Raw genomic sequence first — 18,410 nt, forward strand, 5'->3', positions numbered from 1 at the left:
GGACCACACGTGAAGATCAAACCTGCGGGTTACGGCACTGCGATCCGCCTTGGCGGCGAATCGCAGCTTAGGGATCAGATGAAGAACGTGGCGGAGATCGGGCGGGTGCGGCTGTTGCGGGCGCGGTTGCCGCAGCCAACTCGCGAATGAGGGCCGAGCGTCTGCCTGCATCCTGCCTTCATGGATCAAGGACTTGTAGCACTGGTGTCTGCGGGTGTTGGCCTCTTGGGTGCGATCGGTGGCGCAGCCATCGGCGGTGCAGCCGCTGCGAGAGGAGCACGACTTGGGGCGGAGACGACGGCCCGAGCGACCAACCAGCAAGTACACGTTCAAGCAACCGTGGACCACGACCACTGGCTTCGCGGGCAACGCCTCGAAGCGTGCCGCGTCTTACTCACGGCGTACGACGAGTACGCGATAGCTGCGTCGATGCTGACCAGAGTGCTTGAGAGGGAAGCTGATGGACCCAGGGACGTTGGGCAGGCTTTCGGGCGGGCGGTCTCGGCGTTCAGGAACGCTTACTGGCAGGTTCGCCTCGTGGGCTCCCCTGACGTGCGCGAGCACGCGTCGCGACTACGAACGCACCTCGAAGATCACAAGGACTGTACGGATCGGTGGATGGACGATGTCCTCTCCGTGCAAGGCTCCTCGGCGGCCTCTGAGCGGGCCGAGGAGGAGCGGCTAAGAATCCAACTGGGCGAGTTGCATGACGCGTTCATGGAGACGGCGAGTCGTGCCGTATCCGAGCGCCAAGCAATCGCCTGATCCATCTTGGGCCCTCTAGCAACGCATCGAGTGCGATCCGGATCACGTTGTCGCCCTCTGACACGCTGAAGACGGTGCATAACTGGCTGTCGCCAGGTGAGAGGACGAGAAGACGTGGATGTGTACGAGGCTGTGGACAGTCGTCGGGCCGTGCGGGCGTTCAGCGATGAGTCAGTACCCAAAGAGGTACTCGAACGAGTGCTGGCGGCAGCGACGCGGGCTCCGTCGAGTGGGAACCTCCAGCCGTGGCATCTGTATGTCGTGATCGGCGAACCCTTGGTCGAACTGAAGAGGCGTGCAACGGCCAGGGCGTTGGCGGGAGACCCCGGTGATGAGCGGGAGTACCCGATGTACCCGGCCGATCTGACCTCGCCGTATCTGGACCGCATCTCCGCCGCAGCCGCCCAGCGGTACAAGGCACTGGGAATCGAGCGCGACGACCCCGACAGACCCATGAAGATTGCCGCCTTGAACTCAGAGGCGTTCGGGGCACCCGTCGTACTGTTCTGCTACCTCGACCGGACAATGGGGCCCGGACAGTGGGGGGACGCGGGGATGTACTTGCAGACGGTCATGCTGTTGCTGAGGGCGGAAGGGCTGCACAGCTGCCCCCAAGTGATGTGGACCATGTACCGCAAGACCGTCAGCCAAATGGTCGGGGTCGATGACGGGCTCGTGCTGTTCTGTGGTGTCTCGGTGGGATTCGAGAAGGAAGGCGTGCCATCGCTGCGTACCGGGCGGGCGGGCATGGCAGAAACAGTGAGCTTCATCGGGGTGTGACCACTGGGACGCTCCGTTCGGATCACCGAATCCTTGGTGTGAGTCGCTCATCGAGTTGGGCGCCCTCCGCGGCTTCGGTAGCCTGCTGCCAGCTGTGTGGCGGGGGGAGCTGAGCATGGAGAACATCCTGTCTGTGGCCATCGGGGCCGGTATCGGCCTCATAGGGGTCGCGTTCGGCTCTTGGTTCACTGCGCGCCGGCAGGACCGCATGTGGCTGCGCGAACAGAAGCTGAAAGCCGGGGTCGCCTTCAACACGGCCGTGACTCAGCTCATCGACTACCTTCGCGAAACACAGCTGAGTGACGACGGCGCCGGCGGCAACGAGCTGGCGGGCCGGATGCAGGAAGCCCGGTCAGCCCTCTACCTACTGTGCGCGGACGACACCGTCGATCTCGCCAATGCTCTCGCGCGTCGAGTTTGGAGCTCCCGGCCCAGCGAGGGCAGAGACGACCGCAGGGCCCAGCACAAGGAGACGTTGGATCTGCTTCGCCGCTTCACCCATCAGCTCCGGCAAGAGATCGCCAGGACGTAGTCTCAGTCAATGGCCGCGGACAAGCTTCCAGAACTCCAGTTCGTCGAGGATGCGCGACAGCAGATCTCCAGGTCAATGCAGGTATGGCGCTCCAAGATCTGGTCCACGCCTGCTCCACACGCGCTGATCCACAACGCAACAGAGCTGGATCAAGGTGAGACAGGCCCCATGCAGAAGGGGCGCCCCTCACTGAGGGACACCCCATCTGACCAGCACGTCTCTGACCTGCGGAGGCGGTGGGATTTGAACCCACGGTGACATCGCTGCCACGACGGTTTTCAAGACCGTTCCCTTAGGCCGCTCGGGCACGCCTCCCCCGCACCCCCGTCACCGGCGGCGCGGGACAAGAGTAACGGGTGGGCACGCGCGTGTGGGGGTCAGCTGTCGCCTGTGCGGGAGCCGAGGGTGAGGTCGACCGTGCGGGTCTTGCCGTCGCGTTCGTAGGTGATCTTGACCTTGTCGCCGGGCTGGTGGGTCCAGATCTCGCCGATCAGGGTGGGGCCGGAGTCGATCACGCGGTCGTCGAGCTTGGTGATGACGTCGCCGGGCTTGAGGCCTGCGTCGGCGGCGGGGCCGCCCGGCTCGACCGCGTCGGTGCCGCTGGCGCCCTGCTCGGTGATCTTGGCGCCGCCGGCGGACTCCTCCAGGGAGACGGAGGCGCCGATCTTGGCGTAGACGGGCTTGCCGGTCTTGATCAGCTGCTGGGCGACGTACTTGGCCTGGTTGATCGGGATGGCGAAGCCCAGGCCGATCGAGCCGGACTGGCTGGTGCCGCCCAGGCCGTTGGCGGCGGACTGGATCGCGGAGTTGATGCCGATGACATTGCCCTGCGCGTCGAGGAGCGGGCCGCCGGAGTTACCGGGGTTGATCGAGGCGTCGGTCTGCAGGGCGCTCATGTAGGACGCGTTGCTGCCGGTGCCGTCGCTCGAGGCCACCGGGCGGTTCTTGGCGCTGATGATGCCCGTCGTGACCGTGTTGGAGAGGCCGAAGGGGGCGCCGATCGCGATCGTCGAGTCGCCGACGGCCACCTTCTCGGAGTCGCCCAGGGTGAGGGGCTTGAGGTCCGACGGGGCGTTCTTGAGCTTGATCACCGCTACGTCGTAGCCCTGGGCGTGGCCCACGACCTCGGCGTCGTACTTCTTGCCGTTCGGGAAGGTCGCCGTGACCTTGCCGCCGTCGACCGCGTCGGCCACCACGTGGTTGTTGGTGACGATGTGGCCCTCGGTGTCGAAGACGAAGCCGGTGCCGGTGCCGCCCTCGCCGCTGCTGCTCTCGGCCTCGATGGTGACGGTGCTGGGCAGCGCCTTGGCGGCCACGGCCGCGACCGTGCCGGGGTCGCGCTTGACGTTGCCGCCGCTGCCGGAGGCGGAGACGGTCGTGGAGGACGTGTTGTCCTCGTTCTTGGCCAGGGTGTAGCCGAGGCCGCCGCCCAGGCCGCCCGCGACCAGCGCGGCGATCAGGATCGCGGCGAGCAGACCGCCGCGGCCGGACTTCGGCGCCGGGGGCTGGTAGGCCGCACCCCAGCCGGCCCCGCTCGCACCGCCGGCGCCCGAGCCGGCGTACGACGGGACGGCGGGCGGCGCCGGAGGCGGCCACGAGCCGTCGGGGGCGGAGCCCTGGGCGGCGGGGTCCGGGCCCGGAGTACCGGGGCCCTGAGGGCCGTGGGGGCCCGTCTGGGAAGCGCTGGGCGGGGGGGCCTGGCCCGCGTACGCCGGCTGCTGCTCCTGTGCGCCGGGGGCGCTTGGCGGCACCGGCGGGAGCGGTGCGGTCGGGGCGGCACCGCTGTCGGGAGCCGTGTGCTCCTGGGGCGCCGGAGCAGCAGGAGCGTCCACCGGCACGGGAGGTGCGGACGGGGCCGGGGGTACCGCGGTGCCCTCGTTCTCGGTGCTCACAGCTTTTCTCCTCGATCCACGGCTGTCGTTGTCGGTCGCACTCGGTCACGCCCGTTCACGCTTGTTGACGGTCCCGCGCGCTTCAGCTGTGCATGTGTTTTGTATGCCGTCAGCTTTTCCCACAGGCCGTCAGAGCACCATAAGCGGTGCCTGTGCGTCCGAGGCCATCCTTTACATAGGCCATTCCAGACTAAACGGTCGCAATCCAAGCGCCTCCGATCGCACGCGTACCCGCGCGCGGTGGCACCATGACGCGGTGACCCACGTACGGCAGCACCGGATTCAAGTCGTCGCCCACCGCGGAGCCTCCGAAGACGCTCCCGAGCACACCCTGGCCGCGTACAAGAAGGCGATCGAGGACGGTGCGGATGCCCTCGAATGCGATGTACGCCTCACCGCGGACGGCCATCTCGTCTGCGTCCACGACCGACGCGTCAACCGGACGTCCAACGGCCGCGGCGCGGTCTCGGCGCTGGAGCTCGCCGAGCTGGCCGCCCTGGACTTCGGTTCCCGCAAGAACCGCGACTCCTGGAAGAACCGGGCCGAGGAGCCCGACTGGGAGTTCCGACCGGAGGACCCGGAGGACACCTCCGTGCTGACCCTGGAGCGGCTGCTGGAGCTCGTGGCGGACGCGGGGCGGCGGGTGGAGCTGGCGATCGAGACAAAGCACCCCACACGGTGGGCGGGGCAGGTCGAGGAGCGGCTGCTGCACCTGCTGAAGCGGTTCGGGCTGGACGCGCCGGTCTCGGCCGCCGAGTCGCCGGTGCGGGTCATGAGCTTCTCGGCGCGTTCACTGCATCGTGTGCGTGCCGCATCACCGACGCTGCCGACGGTCTATCTGATGCAGTTCGTCTCGCCCCGGCTGCGCGACGGACGGCTGCCCGCGGGTGTCCGGATCGCGGGCCCCTCGATCCGGATCGTGCGCAATCACCCGGCGTACATCGAGCGTCTGAAGCGGGCCGGCCACCAGGTGCACGTGTGGACCGTGAACGACCCCGACGACGTCGGTCTCTGCGCCGACCTGGGCGTCGACGCCATCATCACCAACCGCCCGCGCGCGGTGCTGGATCAGCTCGGCGGCTGACCCCTGGGCACGCGTGCGCAGGGCGTCGGCTTAGCCATGAGTCCGCAAAGTCCCGCTACGACCTCTTGACCCGACAGTCACTCCAGCCCCATCCTCCCCTCTCAGCCAACCGTCGAATTCCAGCCATATGACCGCCCGGCGATTACGGGGAGTGCTCCGGCGCGTTCGGTCCGTATTCGATCGTTGCGAGTGCGTCACGGCACATGGTGTGGCCGGTTTCCGGTACAGGCCAATGGGGCATCCACACCGTGGCGTGGGGCAAAGGAGGTCTCGGGGGTGGCGTTGGTGGTGGCACAGGAGGTGCCCACGTCGTCGAGCATGGCCGTACCCCATGGCCCTGCGGGCGTGGGGGAAGCGAGACACCGGATGCGTGATCAGTTGCGCATGGGTGGTGTGGCGGAATCGGTCATCGACGACGCCGTACTGATTCTTTCCGAACTCTTGAGCAACGCGTGCAAACACGGCCGGCCACTGGGCGAAGCCCTGGCCGGGTACGGCGACGTCCGGGCCGCCTGGCGCGTGGACTCGAGCGGCAGGCTCACGGTGGAGGTCACGGACGGCGGTGGACCCACCCGCCCGGCTCCGGCCACGCCCTCGGTCACCGCACACGGTGGCCGCGGGCTGAACATCATCACCGCGCTGGCCGACGACTGGGGCGTACGGGACGACACCCGGGGCGAGGTCACGGTGTGGGTGGTGGTCCACCACGACGTGTACGACCCGGATGCGGGACACCGGCGCCACGACTTCGCCACGCGCGTCACGGCGCCGGCGGTGTCCGTGATCCCCGAGGTACCCGACCTGGACTTCGCGGACGCGTTCGACGACCTGGACTGACGCACCGGTTCCGGGGCAACGCGGCACGTTGGCCGCAATGTCCACAGGCTCCCGTCAGTCATGGCGTGAACGGCTAGGCTCCCGCCGTACGAGACGAGCCGTAACCGGGAGACACCCACGATGGCCAAGAAGCGACCCCAGACGAAGGCCAAGCGCCCGCAGCTCACGGACGGAGAGATCCCGGTTGTCGGCGCACGCGAGCCCTGCCCCTGTGGCAGTGGCCGCCGTTACAAGGCCTGCCACGGCCGGGCCGCCGCGCACGCGGTGACCGAGCTGGTGCAGCGCCCGTTCGAGGGCCTGCCGGGCGAGTGCGACTGGGTGGCCCTGCGCGAGCTGGTGCCGGCCGCCACCGTCGAACTGCCCCTGAAGGGCGGCCTCCCCGAAGGCGTCCCGTCGGTCACCCTGGCCACGGTGCTGCCGATGGCCTGGCCGGCGCTGCGCCGCGACGACGGCTCGGTGCTGCTGGGCCTGCAGAACGACACGGCGTCGGGCGACATCAGCCGCGACCTCGCCGACACCCTCCAGCGCGCCCTCACCGCGGAGCCCGGCACTCCGGTCCAGGGCCGCCGTGCCCCGGCCGACGGTCCCCGGCTGCAGGATCTGCTCAACCCCGAAGGCACGTTCGAGCCAGTTGTGCACCCGGGCTTCGAGTTCTGGGTCCCGGACCCGGAGAACGCCACGCCGGAGGTGTCCGCCTCCCTGGAGCGCGCCAACGCCGCGGCGATCCCGACCGTGCGGCTGACCGGCGTGGACGCCGCGTACTGGTGCGAGACCCCGGACAAGAACCACCTGCGCTGGGTCATGCCCTATCCCGAGGAGCAGCTTCTGGACGCCCTCGCGCGGCTGCACGCGGCCGGGCGGTCCCACCTCGGCGAGGGCACCCGCCTGGTGGGCTCCTTCCGCGCGCACGGCCTCACGGTCCCGGTCTGGGACCTGCCGAGCGACGTCGGCGCGGAGGACGTGGAGAAGCCGGCCGCCGAGTTCGCCGAGCGCCTCACCGCGGCCCTGGCCACGGACGCTCCGCTCACCGCGGACGAGCGTCGCGCGCGGGGCGGCCTGACCAACCGGCAGGTCACGCTCAGCTGACGCGGGACACGGAGATCCACTGCGGCTGACCGACCGGTCAGCCGCACCGTGGGCCCCGGGAGAGGTGAATCCGATCACAACTCCCGTGCGGAGCAAGGGAATCCGTGACTGGAAAGCCCGGATCGAATTTGCGAACGGCGGATCTCTTGTTACCGTTCCAATAGCCCGGTTGCTGGTGCATCCCCCGTCGCCAGCAACCGGGTCTTTCCATGTCCGCGGCCGTTCACAGAATGGCGTCGTGCGTCAACTGCCCGTAGGTACAGGGGAGTTGCTCCCCGAGCGCAGCAGCAGCGGCCCCTGCCCGGCGTGTGCCGCGAACTCCGCGACCGCCGTGTAGGCGGCCAGGTCTCCCTGGGTGCGCTCGCGGGGCGTCTCACACGTCCCGGGCTCGTCCTCGGCGTCCACCACGCACCGCATCTGCACGGTGCGCCCGGCCGGCCCCATGAGGCTCAGTACGGAGTCCAGGGTGCTGCCGGTGGCGTTGCGGTAGTAGGTGCGCGCCCAGGTCTCCTCACCCTGCGTCAGGACGCACGTCTGCGCCTCGATGCCCTCGGGGGAGGTGAGCTCGGGGCCGCAGCGGGCGGCGGCGGCGGGTCCCAGGCCGAGCAGCAGCGGGGAGCGGCCGGGTGCGGCGGAGGGCGCCTTGGCGTCGGCGGGCGGGGAAGGACTTACAGAAGGGCGTACAGACGTGCGTGACGTGTGTACGTCGGCGCGCTCCTCGTCATCCACCGGGCCCGCGGACGCCACGGCCAGCGGCAGCGCGACCGCGCACGCCGCGACGCCCGCGAGGGCAAGGAGACGAAGGTTCATAGGCGGGAAGATAACGACCACGCGCACGTGTCACGTTCCGCGCGCGCCGGGCGGCCCTACAACTCGGGTGCGCTCACACCCGTACGAGTGAGGGCTTCGACGACGGCGTCCACCACTGCCTCGACGTCGGGCACCCATGGGGCGGCCGAGCCGGGCAGCGGGGCGCGCTCCCAGCGGACGGCGCCCTGGCCGGTCTCGGACGGGGGCAGGGCGAGGTAGCCGCCCTCACCGTGGAAGCGGAGGGAGCCGGGGACGAAGTCCTGGGCGTAGAGCAGTTCGCCCAGCTGCTCCATGGAGTACGGCTTCACGAGCAGCGCCCAGCGGGTGGGCGAGGCGATGACCGGGCCGAGGCGCATGCCCTTGCGGTCGAGCGCGGCCAGGGCGTGAGCGGCCGGCAGGGCGGGCAGGCTGACCGCGCAGGGGGCCGTGCCGCCGGTGGCGAGGACGATCGGGGCCGCGGGCCGGTTGGTCCACCACCAGCGCACCATGCGCTCGTCGGTGGTGGCGGCGAGGAGGCCGGGGTCGAAGGGGTGTGCGCCGGGAACCGTGCAGTCCGGGTCGGGGCAGCCGCAGCGGGAGCGCCCCTGCGGGTCGGTCGCCACACCCGGGAGAACGGGCCACTGCCATTCCGTAGCGAAGGCCAGGGCCGCGCTGATCAACTCAGGCTTCCCGTCGCTCTGCTGGGACAGGAGCCTGCGTCGCCTTCCGAGGATCTCGCGCATGAGCGCTCGTTCCTTTCCGTTGCACCGCTGGCAACACCGTGGTCCACATCACACCATGTGTCGATCACTTCACTGTGCGTACCTGTTGGCGCATCACACCCCTGCCATGGGCAAGGGAAACCCCTATGGGCCGAACGTGGGACTGCTTCCGCGGCAGCCTCGCCCATACCGCGTCTATCTAAAGCATGGGCGTGGCGTGGGGTGGCGAAGTCTGGCGTTTTGCGTCGCGCGTATTTCTCTTCGCCTCCGCCACGGGAGGATGGGGCACGATCGTCGGTGGCTAAGACGCCCGGGTCGGTCACCAGGTTCCGGGTGGCTGTCAACCACCCCTGGCCCTTACCGAGTACGTACCCATCGCGACCGTTGTGACGCTCCGTGGAGCAAGCCCAGTCGACCGCAATAAGCCGTTACCCGAGGCAGTTTTAAGCCAACTTTGCCTTTTCGCAAGGGGTCCACCAGAAGTGAACTGGTTACCCACGGACACCAGGAATCCCGGCAGGACAATGCTGGACATCTCCTCACGAGTGCGTGTACATGTGGAGACACTGCCAGCGGCGCAGAATGACATGGGGGTTTGCGATGCTTTTGAGCAATACGCACCGGTCGGAAAGCCGGACGCCATGAATGCCCCTCACCCTTCGAAAGTGGCCGGAATCGATTCAACGGTTCCCTCGCCCGCACACACTGTCGCGCCCGCGCCCCCGGCCTCGGGTACCTCACCGGTCCCGCCACCAAACGCACCAGGGGCGCTGCTTCAGGACCGTCTCGCCGGCTGGGTCTCGGACCTCACGACACTCCATGAACTCACCGAACGCCTGGCCCGCACGGACGCACTGACCGAGGCCCTCCAGGAACTGCTGCGCGCCGGAGCCGCCCTCGTGGGCGCCCGGCGCGGCCTCGTGGTGCTGGAACCCGGGGACGGACTGGGACCGGACACGACCGTCGGGCTGGGGCTCGCCCGGGCCGATCTCGGTCACATCGAGACCGTGCCGCGCGGTGCCACCTCCTACGGCCGGATCCTGGACGGCCTGCCCGGCGGCGAGGGCGAGATCGCCCAGCCCGACCTGTTCGCCGAGGACGGCCTCGACCCGCGGCACCGCGAGGTGGCCGCGCGCCTCGGCTACGCCGCGAGTTACACGCTCCCCCTGTGCACCGACGCCGCCGACCGCCTGGGCGCCGCCGTGTGGCTCTACGACGAGCCCGCCGAGCCGACCGAGCGCCAACGCCACCTCGTCGGCCTGTACGCCCGTTACGCCGCCGAGCACCTGACGCGGCTCGTCGAGGTCGAGCGCACGCGCGCGTGCATGGCGACGATGTCCGAGGAGCTGCTGCCGTCCCGGCTCCCCCGCGTCGCCGGAGTGCAGCTCGCCGCCCGGCACCGCACCGGACCGCGCGGCGGCGGCGACTGGTACGACGCGCTGCCCCTGCCCGACGCCGCGCTCGGCCTCGCCGTCGGCTCGGTGACCGGCTCCGGACCCAGCGCGGTCGCCGCGATGGGACGGCTGAGGGCGTCCCTGCGGGCGTACGCCGTGATGGAGGGCGAGGACCCGGTCGCGGTCCTGTCCGACCTGGAGCTGCTGCTCAGACTCACCGAGCCCGCGCGCTCCGCCACCGCCCTGTTCGCCTACTGCGAGCCCGCCCTGGGCAAGATCACCCTTGCCGGGGCCGGGCACTGCCCGCCGCTGCTGGTCGGCGAGCGGCGAACGGAGTTCGTGGAGACGTCCGTGTCGGCGCCACTGGGCATGCTGGCCTGCTGGGAGGCGCCCAGTGTGGAGCTGGAGGCGGAGGCCGGAGAGACGGTTCTGCTTTACACCGACGGCCTGCTGCACCGCAGCGGCGACCCCACCGACCGCGCCTTCGCCCGGCTGCACGCGGCGGCCGCCGGGGTGCCCAGGGCGCTGCGGCACGACCCGGAGGCGATCGCCGACCACGTGCTGCGGACGGTGCTGCCGGACGGGCTGGACGCCGCGGACTCCGAGGAGGATGTCGTGCTCCTGGCGGCTCGCTTCGAGTAGTTCCGCCTGAGCCTGCGGTAACAGGTCTTCCGCCCCTGGGCCCCCTTCTGCACGACCGTACGATGGAGGGGGTCCAGTGCCGTATCGAGGAGGATGACCGTGGCCGACGAGCTCACACCGGCGGTTTCCGATTCTGCTGCTGCCGCAGCGGGCCCGGAAGAGACCGAAGAGCCGATCAAGAAGCGGAAGAACGGCCTGTACCCGGGCGTGTCCGACGAGCTGGCCGAGAGCATGAAGTCCGGCTGGGCCGACACCGAGCTGCACGACCTGGAGCCGATCCCCCAGGCCGCCGAGACCGCCGCGCGGCGTGCCGCGCTGTCGGCGCGTTTTCCGGGCGAGCGGCTGGTGATCCCCTCGGGCAATCTCAAGACCCGCTCGAACGACACCGACTACCCCTTCCGGGCCTCGGTCGAGTACGCGTACCTCACGGGCGGCCGGCCCGATGAAAGCGCGGACGGCGTCCTCGTCATGGAACCGGTCGCCGACGGCCACAAGGCGACGATCTACCTGCTGCCGCGCTCCGACCGCGAGAACGGTGAGTTCTGGCTGTCCGGCCAGGGCGAGCTGTGGGTCGGCCGCCGCCACTCGCTCACCGAGTCCGAGAAGCTCTACGGCATCCCCGCCTCCGACGTCCGCGAACTGGCCGACCGACTGCGCGAGGCCACCGGCCCGGTGCGGGTCGTGCGCGGCTACGACGCCGGCATCGAGGCCGCGCTGACCGACAAGGTCACCGCCGAGCGCGACGAGGAGCTGCGGGTGTTCCTGTCCGAGGCGCGGCTGGTCAAGGACACGTTTGAAATCGGCGAGCTGCAGAAGGCCGTCGACTCGACGGTGCGCGGCTTCGAGGACGTCGTGAAGGTCCTCGACAAGGCCGAGGCGACCAGCGAGCGGTACATCGAGGGCACGTTCTTCCTCCGCGCGCGCGTGGAGGGCAACGACGTCGGCTACGGCTCCATCTGCGCGGCCGGGCCGCACGCCTGCACGCTGCACTGGGTGCGGAACGACGGGCCCGTGCGGTCGGGTGACCTGCTGTTGCTCGACGCGGGCGTCGAGACGCACACGTACTACACCGCCGACGTCACGCGCACGCTGCCGGTCAACGGGCGGTTCAGTGAGATCCAGAAGCAGATCTACGACGCCGTGTACGAGGCGCAGGAGGCCGGGATCGCGGCCGTGCAGCCGGGGGCGAAGTACCGGGACTTCCATGACGCGGCCCAGCGTGTGCTCGCCGAGAAGCTCGTCGAGTGGGGGCTTGCCGAGGGGCCTGTGGAGCGGGTGCTGGAGCTGGGGTTGCAGCGACGGTGGACGTTGCACGGTACGGGGCACATGCTCGGCATGGACGTCCATGACTGTGCCGCGGCTCGGACGGAGACGTATGTGGAGGGTGTTCTGGAGCCCGGCATGTGTCTGACGGTTGAGCCGGGGCTGTACTTCCAGGCCGATGATCTGACCGTGCCCGAGGAGTATCGGGGCATTGGGGTGCGGATCGAGGACGACATTCTGGTGACGGAGGAAGGGAACCGGAATCTGTCGGCTGGGCTTCCTCGTCGGGCTGATGAGGTCGAGGCTTGGATGGCGGCGCTCAAGGGGTGATCTTTCGGCTGCGGGTCGTTCGTGGGTGGTCGCGCCCACGCGGCGGAGCCGCATATGTCACAGCCCCGCGCCCCTGAAGGCACGTCACCGTGGACCTGCATCTGGAAACTGACGTTGTGATGGGCGTCGCGCGGGGCTTGAGCGGGCTCTGCGGGATGCCGTGCGGGACGGGCGGCTTACACCTGGGGCGCGGTTGCCCGCTACCCGGCGGCTCGCCGGTGGAGGAGGTCATTTCGCTGGTGGCGCAGACCACCCAGGCCCAGGGCCTGGAGCTGATCGGCGACTGCCATCCCGACCTGCCCGTGATGATGCTCGGGGACGCGGGCCGACTGCGGCAGATCCTGCTCAACCCGGCGTCCAACGCGGTGAAGTTCACCGAATCCGGCGAGGTCGTCATCCACGCCCGGCCGGCCCCGGCACGGCCCCCCTCGGAAACCCTGCCGTGGCTGCTCTTCGAGGTGGCCGACACCGGGATCGGCATGTACGACGCCGACCAGGAGCGGATCTTCGACGCCTTCTCCCAGGCGGACGCCTCCACACCCGCCGCTACGGAGGCACCGGTCTGGGCCTGGCCATCTGCCGCAGGCTCACCGAGGCCAAACCCGTTCGCCCTGGCCCCGGGCCATTCCGTCCACGTCACCACCAGCATCGGAGCACGGATCATCACCGAGCCGACCACGCCCACGCCCACGCCCACGCAAGCGCTGTGGGACGCCGATACGGCTCTGTACAGGGCCAAGAACGCAGGCAAGAACCAGGCCGCGTTTTTCTGATCCCCGCGCTGGACGCGGCGCTCGCCACAGCGCTACACCGCCATCAGCGGCGCGTCCTCCCGCCATTTCAGGATCTTGTCGAAGCTCACCACCGCGCCACCCCGCCCCGGCTTGTTGCCGATGTGGACGTGATCGGCGAGTTCCTGGATGAGACACAGGCCGCGGCCGTTCTCGGCGTCCGCGGACACGGGGCGCAGCGGGGGACGGGGGCGGAAGCCGGGACCGGAGTCGGCGACCTCGATGCGGCACTTCTCGCCGTCCAGATAGGCCGTGACGCGGTACGCCTCCGAGGCGCCGTCGGGTGCGGTGTCCCCGCCGTGCTCCACGGCGTTCGCGCAGGCCTCGCTGAGGGCGACGGAGAGGTCGTACGACACGTCGGGGTCGACCCCCGCGGTCTCCATGGTGCCGATCAGCAGCCGCCGGGCGAGCGGAACGCTCGCAGCTTCGCGGCGCAGATGGAGTGACCACCAGATGCTCATGCTCCAGCCTCCAGGCCGCGGCTCGACATACCGTTACGTATTGCCACGAGTGCCCGGTTGTAAGCACACCACTGATGTGATACTGCCCATATGGTCGATGCGTCTGGCCAGGAATCGGTGTATGTGGGGGCGTACAGCTCGTACCTCATCTTGCGGACCTGCCGTATGGCGGCAATAAGGCCAGTGCGATGATGAGCCCGCCATGACTGCCCCCCGCCCACGCACGGCGCACTCCGGAAGTGACCTCCGGGTGCTGCGGGCCGCGGTGTTCGCCGCGGTCTGCGTCGTGCTGGCCGCGGCCGGGCACGCGCTCGGTTCCTACGCGTCGATTCCGCTGTGGACACTGAGCGCGGGATTCCTCGGGGTCGTCGTGGTCGCGGTGCCGTTCGCCGGACGCGAACGCGCACTGCCCGGCATCGCGGCGCTGCTCGCCGTCGGACAGACCGTGCTGCACGCGCTGTTCGGGCTGGGCCAGCACGGGACGGCCGCCGCCGCGTCCGCCATGGCCGACGCCTCGCTCGTCGAACGGGCCGCGCGGATCGCGTGCGGGACCACCGCCGCGGCACTCAGCCCGGCCCAGGCACAGCGGATCCTCGCCGACGCACGGCTCGATCCGGCCACCGGCACGCACGCCACGCACCCGCCGGCGGACGCCCTGTCGTCCGCGTCGCTGCTGCCGTCCCTGCCGATGCTGGCCGGCCACGTCCTCGCGGCGATCGTCACCGGATGGCTGCTGCGCCGCGGTGACATGGCGCTGCTGCGGCTCCTCGAACTCTCGGCGTCCTCGGTCGCCGAGGGGGCCCTCGTGCGGTCCCTGCGCGGGGCGCTCGCGCTGGTGCGCGCCCTGCGAGCCGGACTGCCGGGTGCGCCCGAGGAGGGCCCGCGTCCGCCGCGTACGGCTCCGCTCGCGCCGTCCGAGCCCCGTACCACCGCACTCCAGCACACCGTGATCAGGCGCGGCCCGCCGGCCGCCGGCGCACTCGCACTCGCCGCCTGACACGACGCGACCACCACTCCGTAGGAGAAGAGGGGCCGCCGTCGCGCGGCACACGCGCGTGCACGTGTTCCCGCCCGAAGGGAGCACCTGTGGATACGCGCGCCTCTCCAAACCTCTCTCGAAAGTGGAGTGCTCCTTTCATGAAGGCTTCTCGTATCGCCGCCGTCGGCGCCCTCGCCGGTACGGCCGTACTCGCCCTGTCCGCCCCCGCCTTCGCGCACGTCTCCGTGCAACCGGAGGGCACCGCCGCCAAGGGCGGCTACGCGGTCGTCGACTTCAAGGTCCCCAACGAGCGCGACAACGCCTCGACCACCAAGCTCGAGGTCAACTTCCCGACCGACCACCCGCTCGCCTCCGCGATGCCGGCGCCGATGGCCGGCTGGGACATCGAGGTCACCAAGTCCAAGCTGGACAAGCCCGTCGAACTGCACGGCAACAAGATCAGCGAGGCCGTCACCAAGATCACCTGGACCGCCGACGGCAAGGGCATCGAGCCCGGCTACTTCGAGAAGTTCCCGGTCTCTATCGGCGCGCTCCCCGAGGACACCGACGAGCTCGTCTTCAAGGCGATCCAGACGTACTCCAACAAGGAGGTCGCCCGCTGGATCGAGGTGCCGCAGGAGGGCCAGGAGGAGCCCGACAACCCGGCGCCGGTGCTCGCCCTGTCCGCCGCCGAGGACGGCCACGCGCACGGCTCGGAGGCGAGCGAAGAGACCTCCGAGCCGGCAGCTCAGAACTCCGCCGCCTCCACCGCCGCCGAACCCGCCGACAGCAGCGACACCACCGCCCGCGTCCTCGCCGTGGTCGGCATCGTCATCGGCGCGCTGGGCGTGGCGTACGGCGTGCTCGTCGGCCGCCGGCGGACCGACGCCTGAGGCCCACCCGTCCGCGCCGTGCAACCGGGGGCGCATCATGCAATCCGCACGGCCCCCGGTGCACGCCGGAGCACTCACATCTGGGACATTTTTCTATGCGCAAGAACACCATCGCCGCGGCCGCCCTGCTCGCCGCCGCCACCCTGACCCTCTCCGCCTGCGGCAGCAGTGCCGACAGCGGCTCACCCGTCACCGTGGTGTCCGAGCAGGCCGGCTCGGAGAAGGCCGCCACCGTTCTCGACAAACCGTTCGAGAAGCCCGACCTGGTGCTCACCGACACCCACGGCAAGAAGTACGACCTCCGCGAGCAGACCGCGGGCAAGCCGACGCTGATCTACTTCGGCTACACCAACTGCCCCGACATCTGCCCCACGACGATGAGCAACATCGCCGTCGCCAAGAAGCAGCTGTCCAAGGCCGACCAGGACCAGCTGCGGATCGTGTTCGTCACCACCGACCCGGAGCGCGACACCCCCGCGGCGCTCGGCAAGTGGCTCAAGGGCATCGACCCGCAGGTCGTCGGCCTGACCGGCGACTTCGCCACCATCCAGGCCGGCGCCCGCACCGTCGGCATCTCCATCGAGCCGCCGAGCAAGGACAAGAACGGCAAGACCGTCTCGATGCACGGCACCCAGGTCATCGCCTTCTCGCCGAAGACCGACGCCGGGTACGTCCTCTACGGCGAGGACGCCGTCGTCGACGACTACATCAAGGACCTCCCCAAGCTCATCAAGGGCGAGAACCCGTGAGGCGGCTCGCCCCGGCCGCCCTGGTGCTGACCGGTGCCCTGGCACTGGCCGGCTGCGGCGGCTCCGACGACGCGCAGGCGGACCTGTCCGTCAGCGCCGCCTACATGCCGCAGCCCGTCTCCGACACCATGGCGGCCGGCTACCTCACGATCGCCAACCAGGGCGGTACGAAGGACGAGTTGACCTCCGTCACCAGCGACCTCGGCGAGGTCACCGTCCACGAGACCGTGAACGCCACGATGCGCGAGGTCACCCACTTCGCCGTCCCCGCCCACGGTCAACTCGTGTTCAGCAGTGGCGGCAACCACCTGATGTTCGAGAAGCTGAAGCGGAAGCCGAAGCGGGGCGACACGGTGTCCCTGGAACTGCACTTCGCCGAGTCCGCAGCGGTCACCGTCAAGATGCCGGTCAAGTCGGCGACGTACGACCCGAAGACCGGACACTGACGGAGGGACCACCCTTGACGCCGACCATCGCCCCCCGCGTCCGCACCCTGGTGCTGCTGCTCCTGACCGCGGCGGGCCTGCTCCTCGCCGGCGCCGGACCGGTCTCCGCGCACGCCGCGCTGACCGGCAGCGACCCCCGGCAGGGGGCGGTGGTCGACAAGGCCCCGACGCGGATCTCGCTCACCTTCTCCGAGTCGGTCGCGATGTCCGACGACGCCCTGCGCGTGCTCGACCCCAAGGGCAAGCGCGTCGACGACGGCAAACCGGCCAACGCCGGCGGCACCACGTACGCCGTGAAACTCCACAGCGGCCTGCCCGACGGCACCTACACCGTCAGCTACCAGATCGTCTCCGAGGACAGCCACCCCGTCGCCGGCGCCTACACCTTCTCCATCGGCGCTCCCTCCGCCACCTCCGTCTCGGTGACCGACCAGAGCGCGGGCGGCGGGGTCGTCGGCGTGCTCTACGGGTTCGGACGGTACGTGTCGTACGCCGGCTTCATCGTCATGGTGGGCGGCGGCGCCTTCGTCCTCGCCTGCTGGCAGCGCGGCTCCGGGGTGCGCGCCCTGCAGCGGCTCGTCGTCTCCGGATGGCTCGCGCTCACCGCGGCCACCCTCGGACTCCTCCTGCTGCGCGGCGCGTACACCAGCACCGCCAAGCTCGCCGACGTCTTCGACCTGACCCTGCTCGGACAGGTGCTGCAGACCAAGACCGGCGCGGCACTCGTCTCCCGGCTGCTGCTGCTCGCCGCGGCGGCGCTGTTCGTCGCCGTGCTGTTCGGCGCCTACGCCCGCCCGTCTCCCACCACCACCGTGAACGACGGCGCTTCGCGCCGACTGCCTGATTCAAGCGAGGACGAGGAGAAGCGGGACCTGACCTTCGGGCTCGGGATCGGCGGGACCGTCGTGGCCGCCGGGCTCGCCGCGAGCTGGGCCATGTCCGAGCACGCCTCGACCGGGCTCCAGGCAGGGCTCGCGATGCCCGTCGACATCGTCCACCTGCTCGCCGTCGCGGCCTGGCTCGGCGGGCTCGCCGCACTGCTCGTCGCCCTGTACCGATCAGCCGACGTGCCGGTGGACTCGGCAGCCGTACAGCGCTTCTCCCGTGTCGCCTTCGGCAGCGTGCTCACGCTGGTCGCGACCGGCGTCTACCAGTCGTGGCGCCAGCTCGGCTCGTGGTCGGCGTTCACCGGCACCCGGTACGGACAGCTGCTGCTCCTCAAGATCGGGCTCGTGCTGCTGCTGGTCGGCGTCGCGTGGATCTCACGGCGGTGGACGGCCCGGCTGGCGGACACCACGGCCACGCGCGCGCGTGAGCCCGAGAAGGAACACGTCAACGCGGGCGCCACCGCCGGTGACTCCGAGCATGCCGCGGCCGGCGACTCCAAGCGCGCCGCCCAACTCGCCCGACAGCGGGCCGCCATCGACACCGCACGCCAGAAACGGCAGCGGGACGCCGACCCCAACCGCTTCGGACTGCGCCGCTCGGTGCTCGCCGAAGCGGGCGTCGCCGTCGTCCTCCTCGCCGTCACCACCATCCTCACGTCGACCGAACCGGGACGTACGGAGGAGGAGGCCCGGGCGGCCACCTCGTCGTCCGCCTCCGCCTCCGCCGACACGTCTTCCGGGGCACTGACCCTGGACATGTCGTTCGACACCGGCGGCGAGGACGGCAAGGGACTCGTACGCATCGACCTCGACCCCGCGCGCGTGGGCGGCAACGAGATGCACGTCTACGTGGAGCGGCCCAACGGCCGCGCCTTCGACATCCCCGAGGTGAAGGTCGCCTTCACCCTCGAGTCCCAGGACATCGGGCCGCTGCCCGTCGTCCCCGACCACATCACGACCGGACACTGGACGGCGACCGGAGTGCAGATCCCCATGGCGGGCGAATGGAGCATCGCCGTGACCGTCCGGACCTCCGACATCGACCAGACCACTGTCTCCAAGAACGCGCAGATCGGCTGAACCACACC

18 protein-coding genes and 1 tRNA gene are annotated in these 18,410 nt (G+C 70.0%); 14 read left to right on the forward strand and 5 right to left on the reverse strand.

Features of this window, described 5'->3' with window-relative positions; all coding sequences use genetic code 11:
• Positions 1–339 precede the first annotated feature (339 nt).
• The 3 genes from AQJ91_RS08415 (at position 340) to AQJ91_RS08425 (ending at position 2,077) form a co-directional block, all read left to right on the forward strand.
• Entirely contained in the window at positions 340–765 is a 426-nt protein-coding gene (locus AQJ91_RS08415) for a hypothetical protein (protein WP_067018079.1), read from the forward strand.
• Between the two features lie 114 nt (positions 766–879).
• Positions 880–1,545 (forward strand): nitroreductase, encoded by a 666-nt coding sequence (locus AQJ91_RS08420; protein WP_067018082.1) that lies wholly within the window; start codon positions 880–882, stop codon positions 1,543–1,545.
• Between the two features lie 115 nt (positions 1,546–1,660).
• Positions 1,661–2,077: a hypothetical protein gene (locus AQJ91_RS08425; protein WP_067018084.1), complete on the forward strand. Its 417-nt coding sequence runs from the start codon at positions 1,661–1,663 to the stop codon at positions 2,075–2,077.
• 228 nt (positions 2,078–2,305) lie between these two features.
• On the opposite strand, the gene AQJ91_RS08430 is transcribed toward AQJ91_RS08425, so the two are convergent.
• Both AQJ91_RS08430 and AQJ91_RS08435 read right to left on the reverse strand, forming a co-directional pair.
• A tRNA-Ser gene (locus AQJ91_RS08430) sits at positions 2,306–2,392 on the reverse strand.
• 62 nt (positions 2,393–2,454) lie between these two features.
• Positions 2,455–3,969, reverse strand: a complete 1,515-nt coding sequence (locus tag AQJ91_RS08435) for a S1C family serine protease (RefSeq protein ID WP_067018086.1) — start codon at positions 3,967–3,969, stop codon at positions 2,455–2,457.
• A gap of 256 nt (positions 3,970–4,225) precedes the next feature.
• On the opposite strand from AQJ91_RS08435, the gene AQJ91_RS08440 reads away from it, so the two are divergent.
• The 3 genes from AQJ91_RS08440 to AQJ91_RS08450 all read left to right on the forward strand — a co-directional run bounded on the left by AQJ91_RS08440 (position 4,226) and on the right by AQJ91_RS08450 (position 6,976).
• On the forward strand, positions 4,226–5,053 hold the full coding sequence (locus AQJ91_RS08440) for a glycerophosphodiester phosphodiesterase (protein ID WP_067018088.1): 828 nt from the start codon (positions 4,226–4,228) through the stop codon (positions 5,051–5,053).
• 276 nt (positions 5,054–5,329) lie between these two features.
• Positions 5,330–5,890, forward strand: a complete 561-nt coding sequence (locus AQJ91_RS08445) for an ATP-binding protein (RefSeq protein WP_234381922.1) — start codon at positions 5,330–5,332, stop codon at positions 5,888–5,890.
• Between the two features lie 120 nt (positions 5,891–6,010).
• The gene (locus AQJ91_RS08450; RefSeq protein ID WP_067018092.1) at positions 6,011–6,976 is read left to right on the forward strand and encodes a DUF5926 family protein; all 966 of its coding nucleotides are present in this window, start codon (positions 6,011–6,013) and stop codon (positions 6,974–6,976) included.
• 243 nt (positions 6,977–7,219) lie between these two features.
• Here AQJ91_RS08450 and AQJ91_RS08455 read toward each other — a convergent pair whose 3' ends face one another.
• Both AQJ91_RS08455 and AQJ91_RS08460 read right to left on the reverse strand, forming a co-directional pair.
• On the reverse strand, positions 7,220–7,786 hold the full coding sequence (locus tag AQJ91_RS08455) for a hypothetical protein (protein WP_067018095.1): 567 nt from the start codon (positions 7,784–7,786) through the stop codon (positions 7,220–7,222).
• A gap of 56 nt (positions 7,787–7,842) precedes the next feature.
• Positions 7,843–8,508, reverse strand: a complete 666-nt coding sequence (locus AQJ91_RS08460; protein ID WP_067018097.1) for a bifunctional DNA primase/polymerase — start codon at positions 8,506–8,508, stop codon at positions 7,843–7,845.
• Between the two features lie 503 nt (positions 8,509–9,011).
• Between AQJ91_RS08460 and AQJ91_RS08465 the strand changes: the two genes are divergently transcribed.
• The 3 genes from AQJ91_RS08465 (at position 9,012) to AQJ91_RS08475 (ending at position 12,889) form a co-directional block, all read left to right on the forward strand.
• A complete protein-coding gene (locus tag AQJ91_RS08465) occupies positions 9,012–10,523 on the forward strand; it encodes a PP2C family protein-serine/threonine phosphatase (RefSeq protein ID WP_199847890.1) in 1,512 nt (503 codons plus the stop codon).
• 93 nt (positions 10,524–10,616) lie between these two features.
• Complete coding sequence (locus AQJ91_RS08470) at positions 10,617–12,116, forward strand: aminopeptidase P family protein (RefSeq protein ID WP_199847877.1); 1,500 nt, start codon at positions 10,617–10,619, stop codon at positions 12,114–12,116.
• Positions 12,117–12,355: 239 nt separating this feature from the next.
• The gene (locus AQJ91_RS08475) at positions 12,356–12,889 is read left to right on the forward strand and encodes an ATP-binding protein (RefSeq protein WP_067018102.1); all 534 of its coding nucleotides are present in this window, start codon (positions 12,356–12,358) and stop codon (positions 12,887–12,889) included.
• A 32-nt stretch (positions 12,890–12,921) separates the two neighbouring features.
• On the opposite strand, the gene AQJ91_RS08480 is transcribed toward AQJ91_RS08475, so the two are convergent.
• Positions 12,922–13,368: an ATP-binding protein gene (locus AQJ91_RS08480; RefSeq protein ID WP_067018104.1), complete on the reverse strand. Its 447-nt coding sequence runs from the start codon at positions 13,366–13,368 to the stop codon at positions 12,922–12,924.
• A 202-nt stretch (positions 13,369–13,570) separates the two neighbouring features.
• On the opposite strand from AQJ91_RS08480, the gene AQJ91_RS08485 reads away from it, so the two are divergent.
• From AQJ91_RS08485 to AQJ91_RS08505, 5 genes are all read left to right on the forward strand, one after another.
• On the forward strand, positions 13,571–14,365 hold the full coding sequence (locus AQJ91_RS08485) for a hypothetical protein (protein ID WP_067018106.1): 795 nt from the start codon (positions 13,571–13,573) through the stop codon (positions 14,363–14,365).
• A gap of 140 nt (positions 14,366–14,505) precedes the next feature.
• Complete coding sequence (locus tag AQJ91_RS08490; protein ID WP_067018108.1) at positions 14,506–15,240, forward strand: YcnI family copper-binding membrane protein; 735 nt, start codon at positions 14,506–14,508, stop codon at positions 15,238–15,240.
• Between the two features lie 95 nt (positions 15,241–15,335).
• Positions 15,336–15,989 (forward strand): SCO family protein, encoded by a 654-nt coding sequence (locus AQJ91_RS08495; protein WP_067018110.1) that lies wholly within the window; start codon positions 15,336–15,338, stop codon positions 15,987–15,989.
• Positions 15,986–16,435, forward strand: coding sequence for a copper chaperone PCu(A)C (locus tag AQJ91_RS08500; protein WP_067018112.1), 450 nt, complete (start codon positions 15,986–15,988; stop codon positions 16,433–16,435). The genes AQJ91_RS08495 and AQJ91_RS08500 overlap by 4 nt, the downstream gene beginning before the upstream one ends.
• Before the next feature lie 14 nt (positions 16,436–16,449).
• Positions 16,450–18,402 carry a copper resistance CopC/CopD family protein gene (locus AQJ91_RS08505; protein WP_067018114.1) on the forward strand — a complete coding sequence of 651 codons (1,953 nt, stop codon included), beginning with the start codon at positions 16,450–16,452 and terminating at the stop codon, positions 18,400–18,402.
• Positions 18,403–18,410: the final 8 nt, after the last annotated feature.

Origin of the sequence: Streptomyces dysideae, from assembly GCF_001514305.1 — a bacterium.
Lineage (GTDB): Bacteria > Actinomycetota > Actinomycetes > Streptomycetales > Streptomycetaceae > Streptomyces > Streptomyces dysideae.

Coding starts and splice junctions, on each gene's coding strand:
- AQJ91_RS08465 (WP_199847890.1), top strand. CDS start 9,012: ATGCTGGACATCTCCTCACGAGTGCGTGTACATGTGGAGACACTGCCA.
- AQJ91_RS08460 (WP_067018097.1), bottom strand. CDS start 8,508: ATGCGCGAGATCCTCGGAAGGCGACGCAGGCTCCTGTCCCAGCAGAGC.
- AQJ91_RS08450 (WP_067018092.1), top strand. CDS start 6,011: ATGGCCAAGAAGCGACCCCAGACGAAGGCCAAGCGCCCGCAGCTCACG.
- AQJ91_RS08485 (WP_067018106.1), top strand. CDS start 13,571: ATGACTGCCCCCCGCCCACGCACGGCGCACTCCGGAAGTGACCTCCGG.
- AQJ91_RS08455 (WP_067018095.1), bottom strand. CDS start 7,786: ATGAACCTTCGTCTCCTTGCCCTCGCGGGCGTCGCGGCGTGCGCGGTC.
- AQJ91_RS08495 (WP_067018110.1), top strand. CDS start 15,336: ATGCGCAAGAACACCATCGCCGCGGCCGCCCTGCTCGCCGCCGCCACC.
- AQJ91_RS08480 (WP_067018104.1), bottom strand. CDS start 13,368: ATGAGCATCTGGTGGTCACTCCATCTGCGCCGCGAAGCTGCGAGCGTT.
- AQJ91_RS08470 (WP_199847877.1), top strand. CDS start 10,617: ATGACCGTGGCCGACGAGCTCACACCGGCGGTTTCCGATTCTGCTGCT.
- AQJ91_RS08425 (WP_067018084.1), top strand. CDS start 1,661: ATGGAGAACATCCTGTCTGTGGCCATCGGGGCCGGTATCGGCCTCATA.
- AQJ91_RS08490 (WP_067018108.1), top strand. CDS start 14,506: ATGAAGGCTTCTCGTATCGCCGCCGTCGGCGCCCTCGCCGGTACGGCC.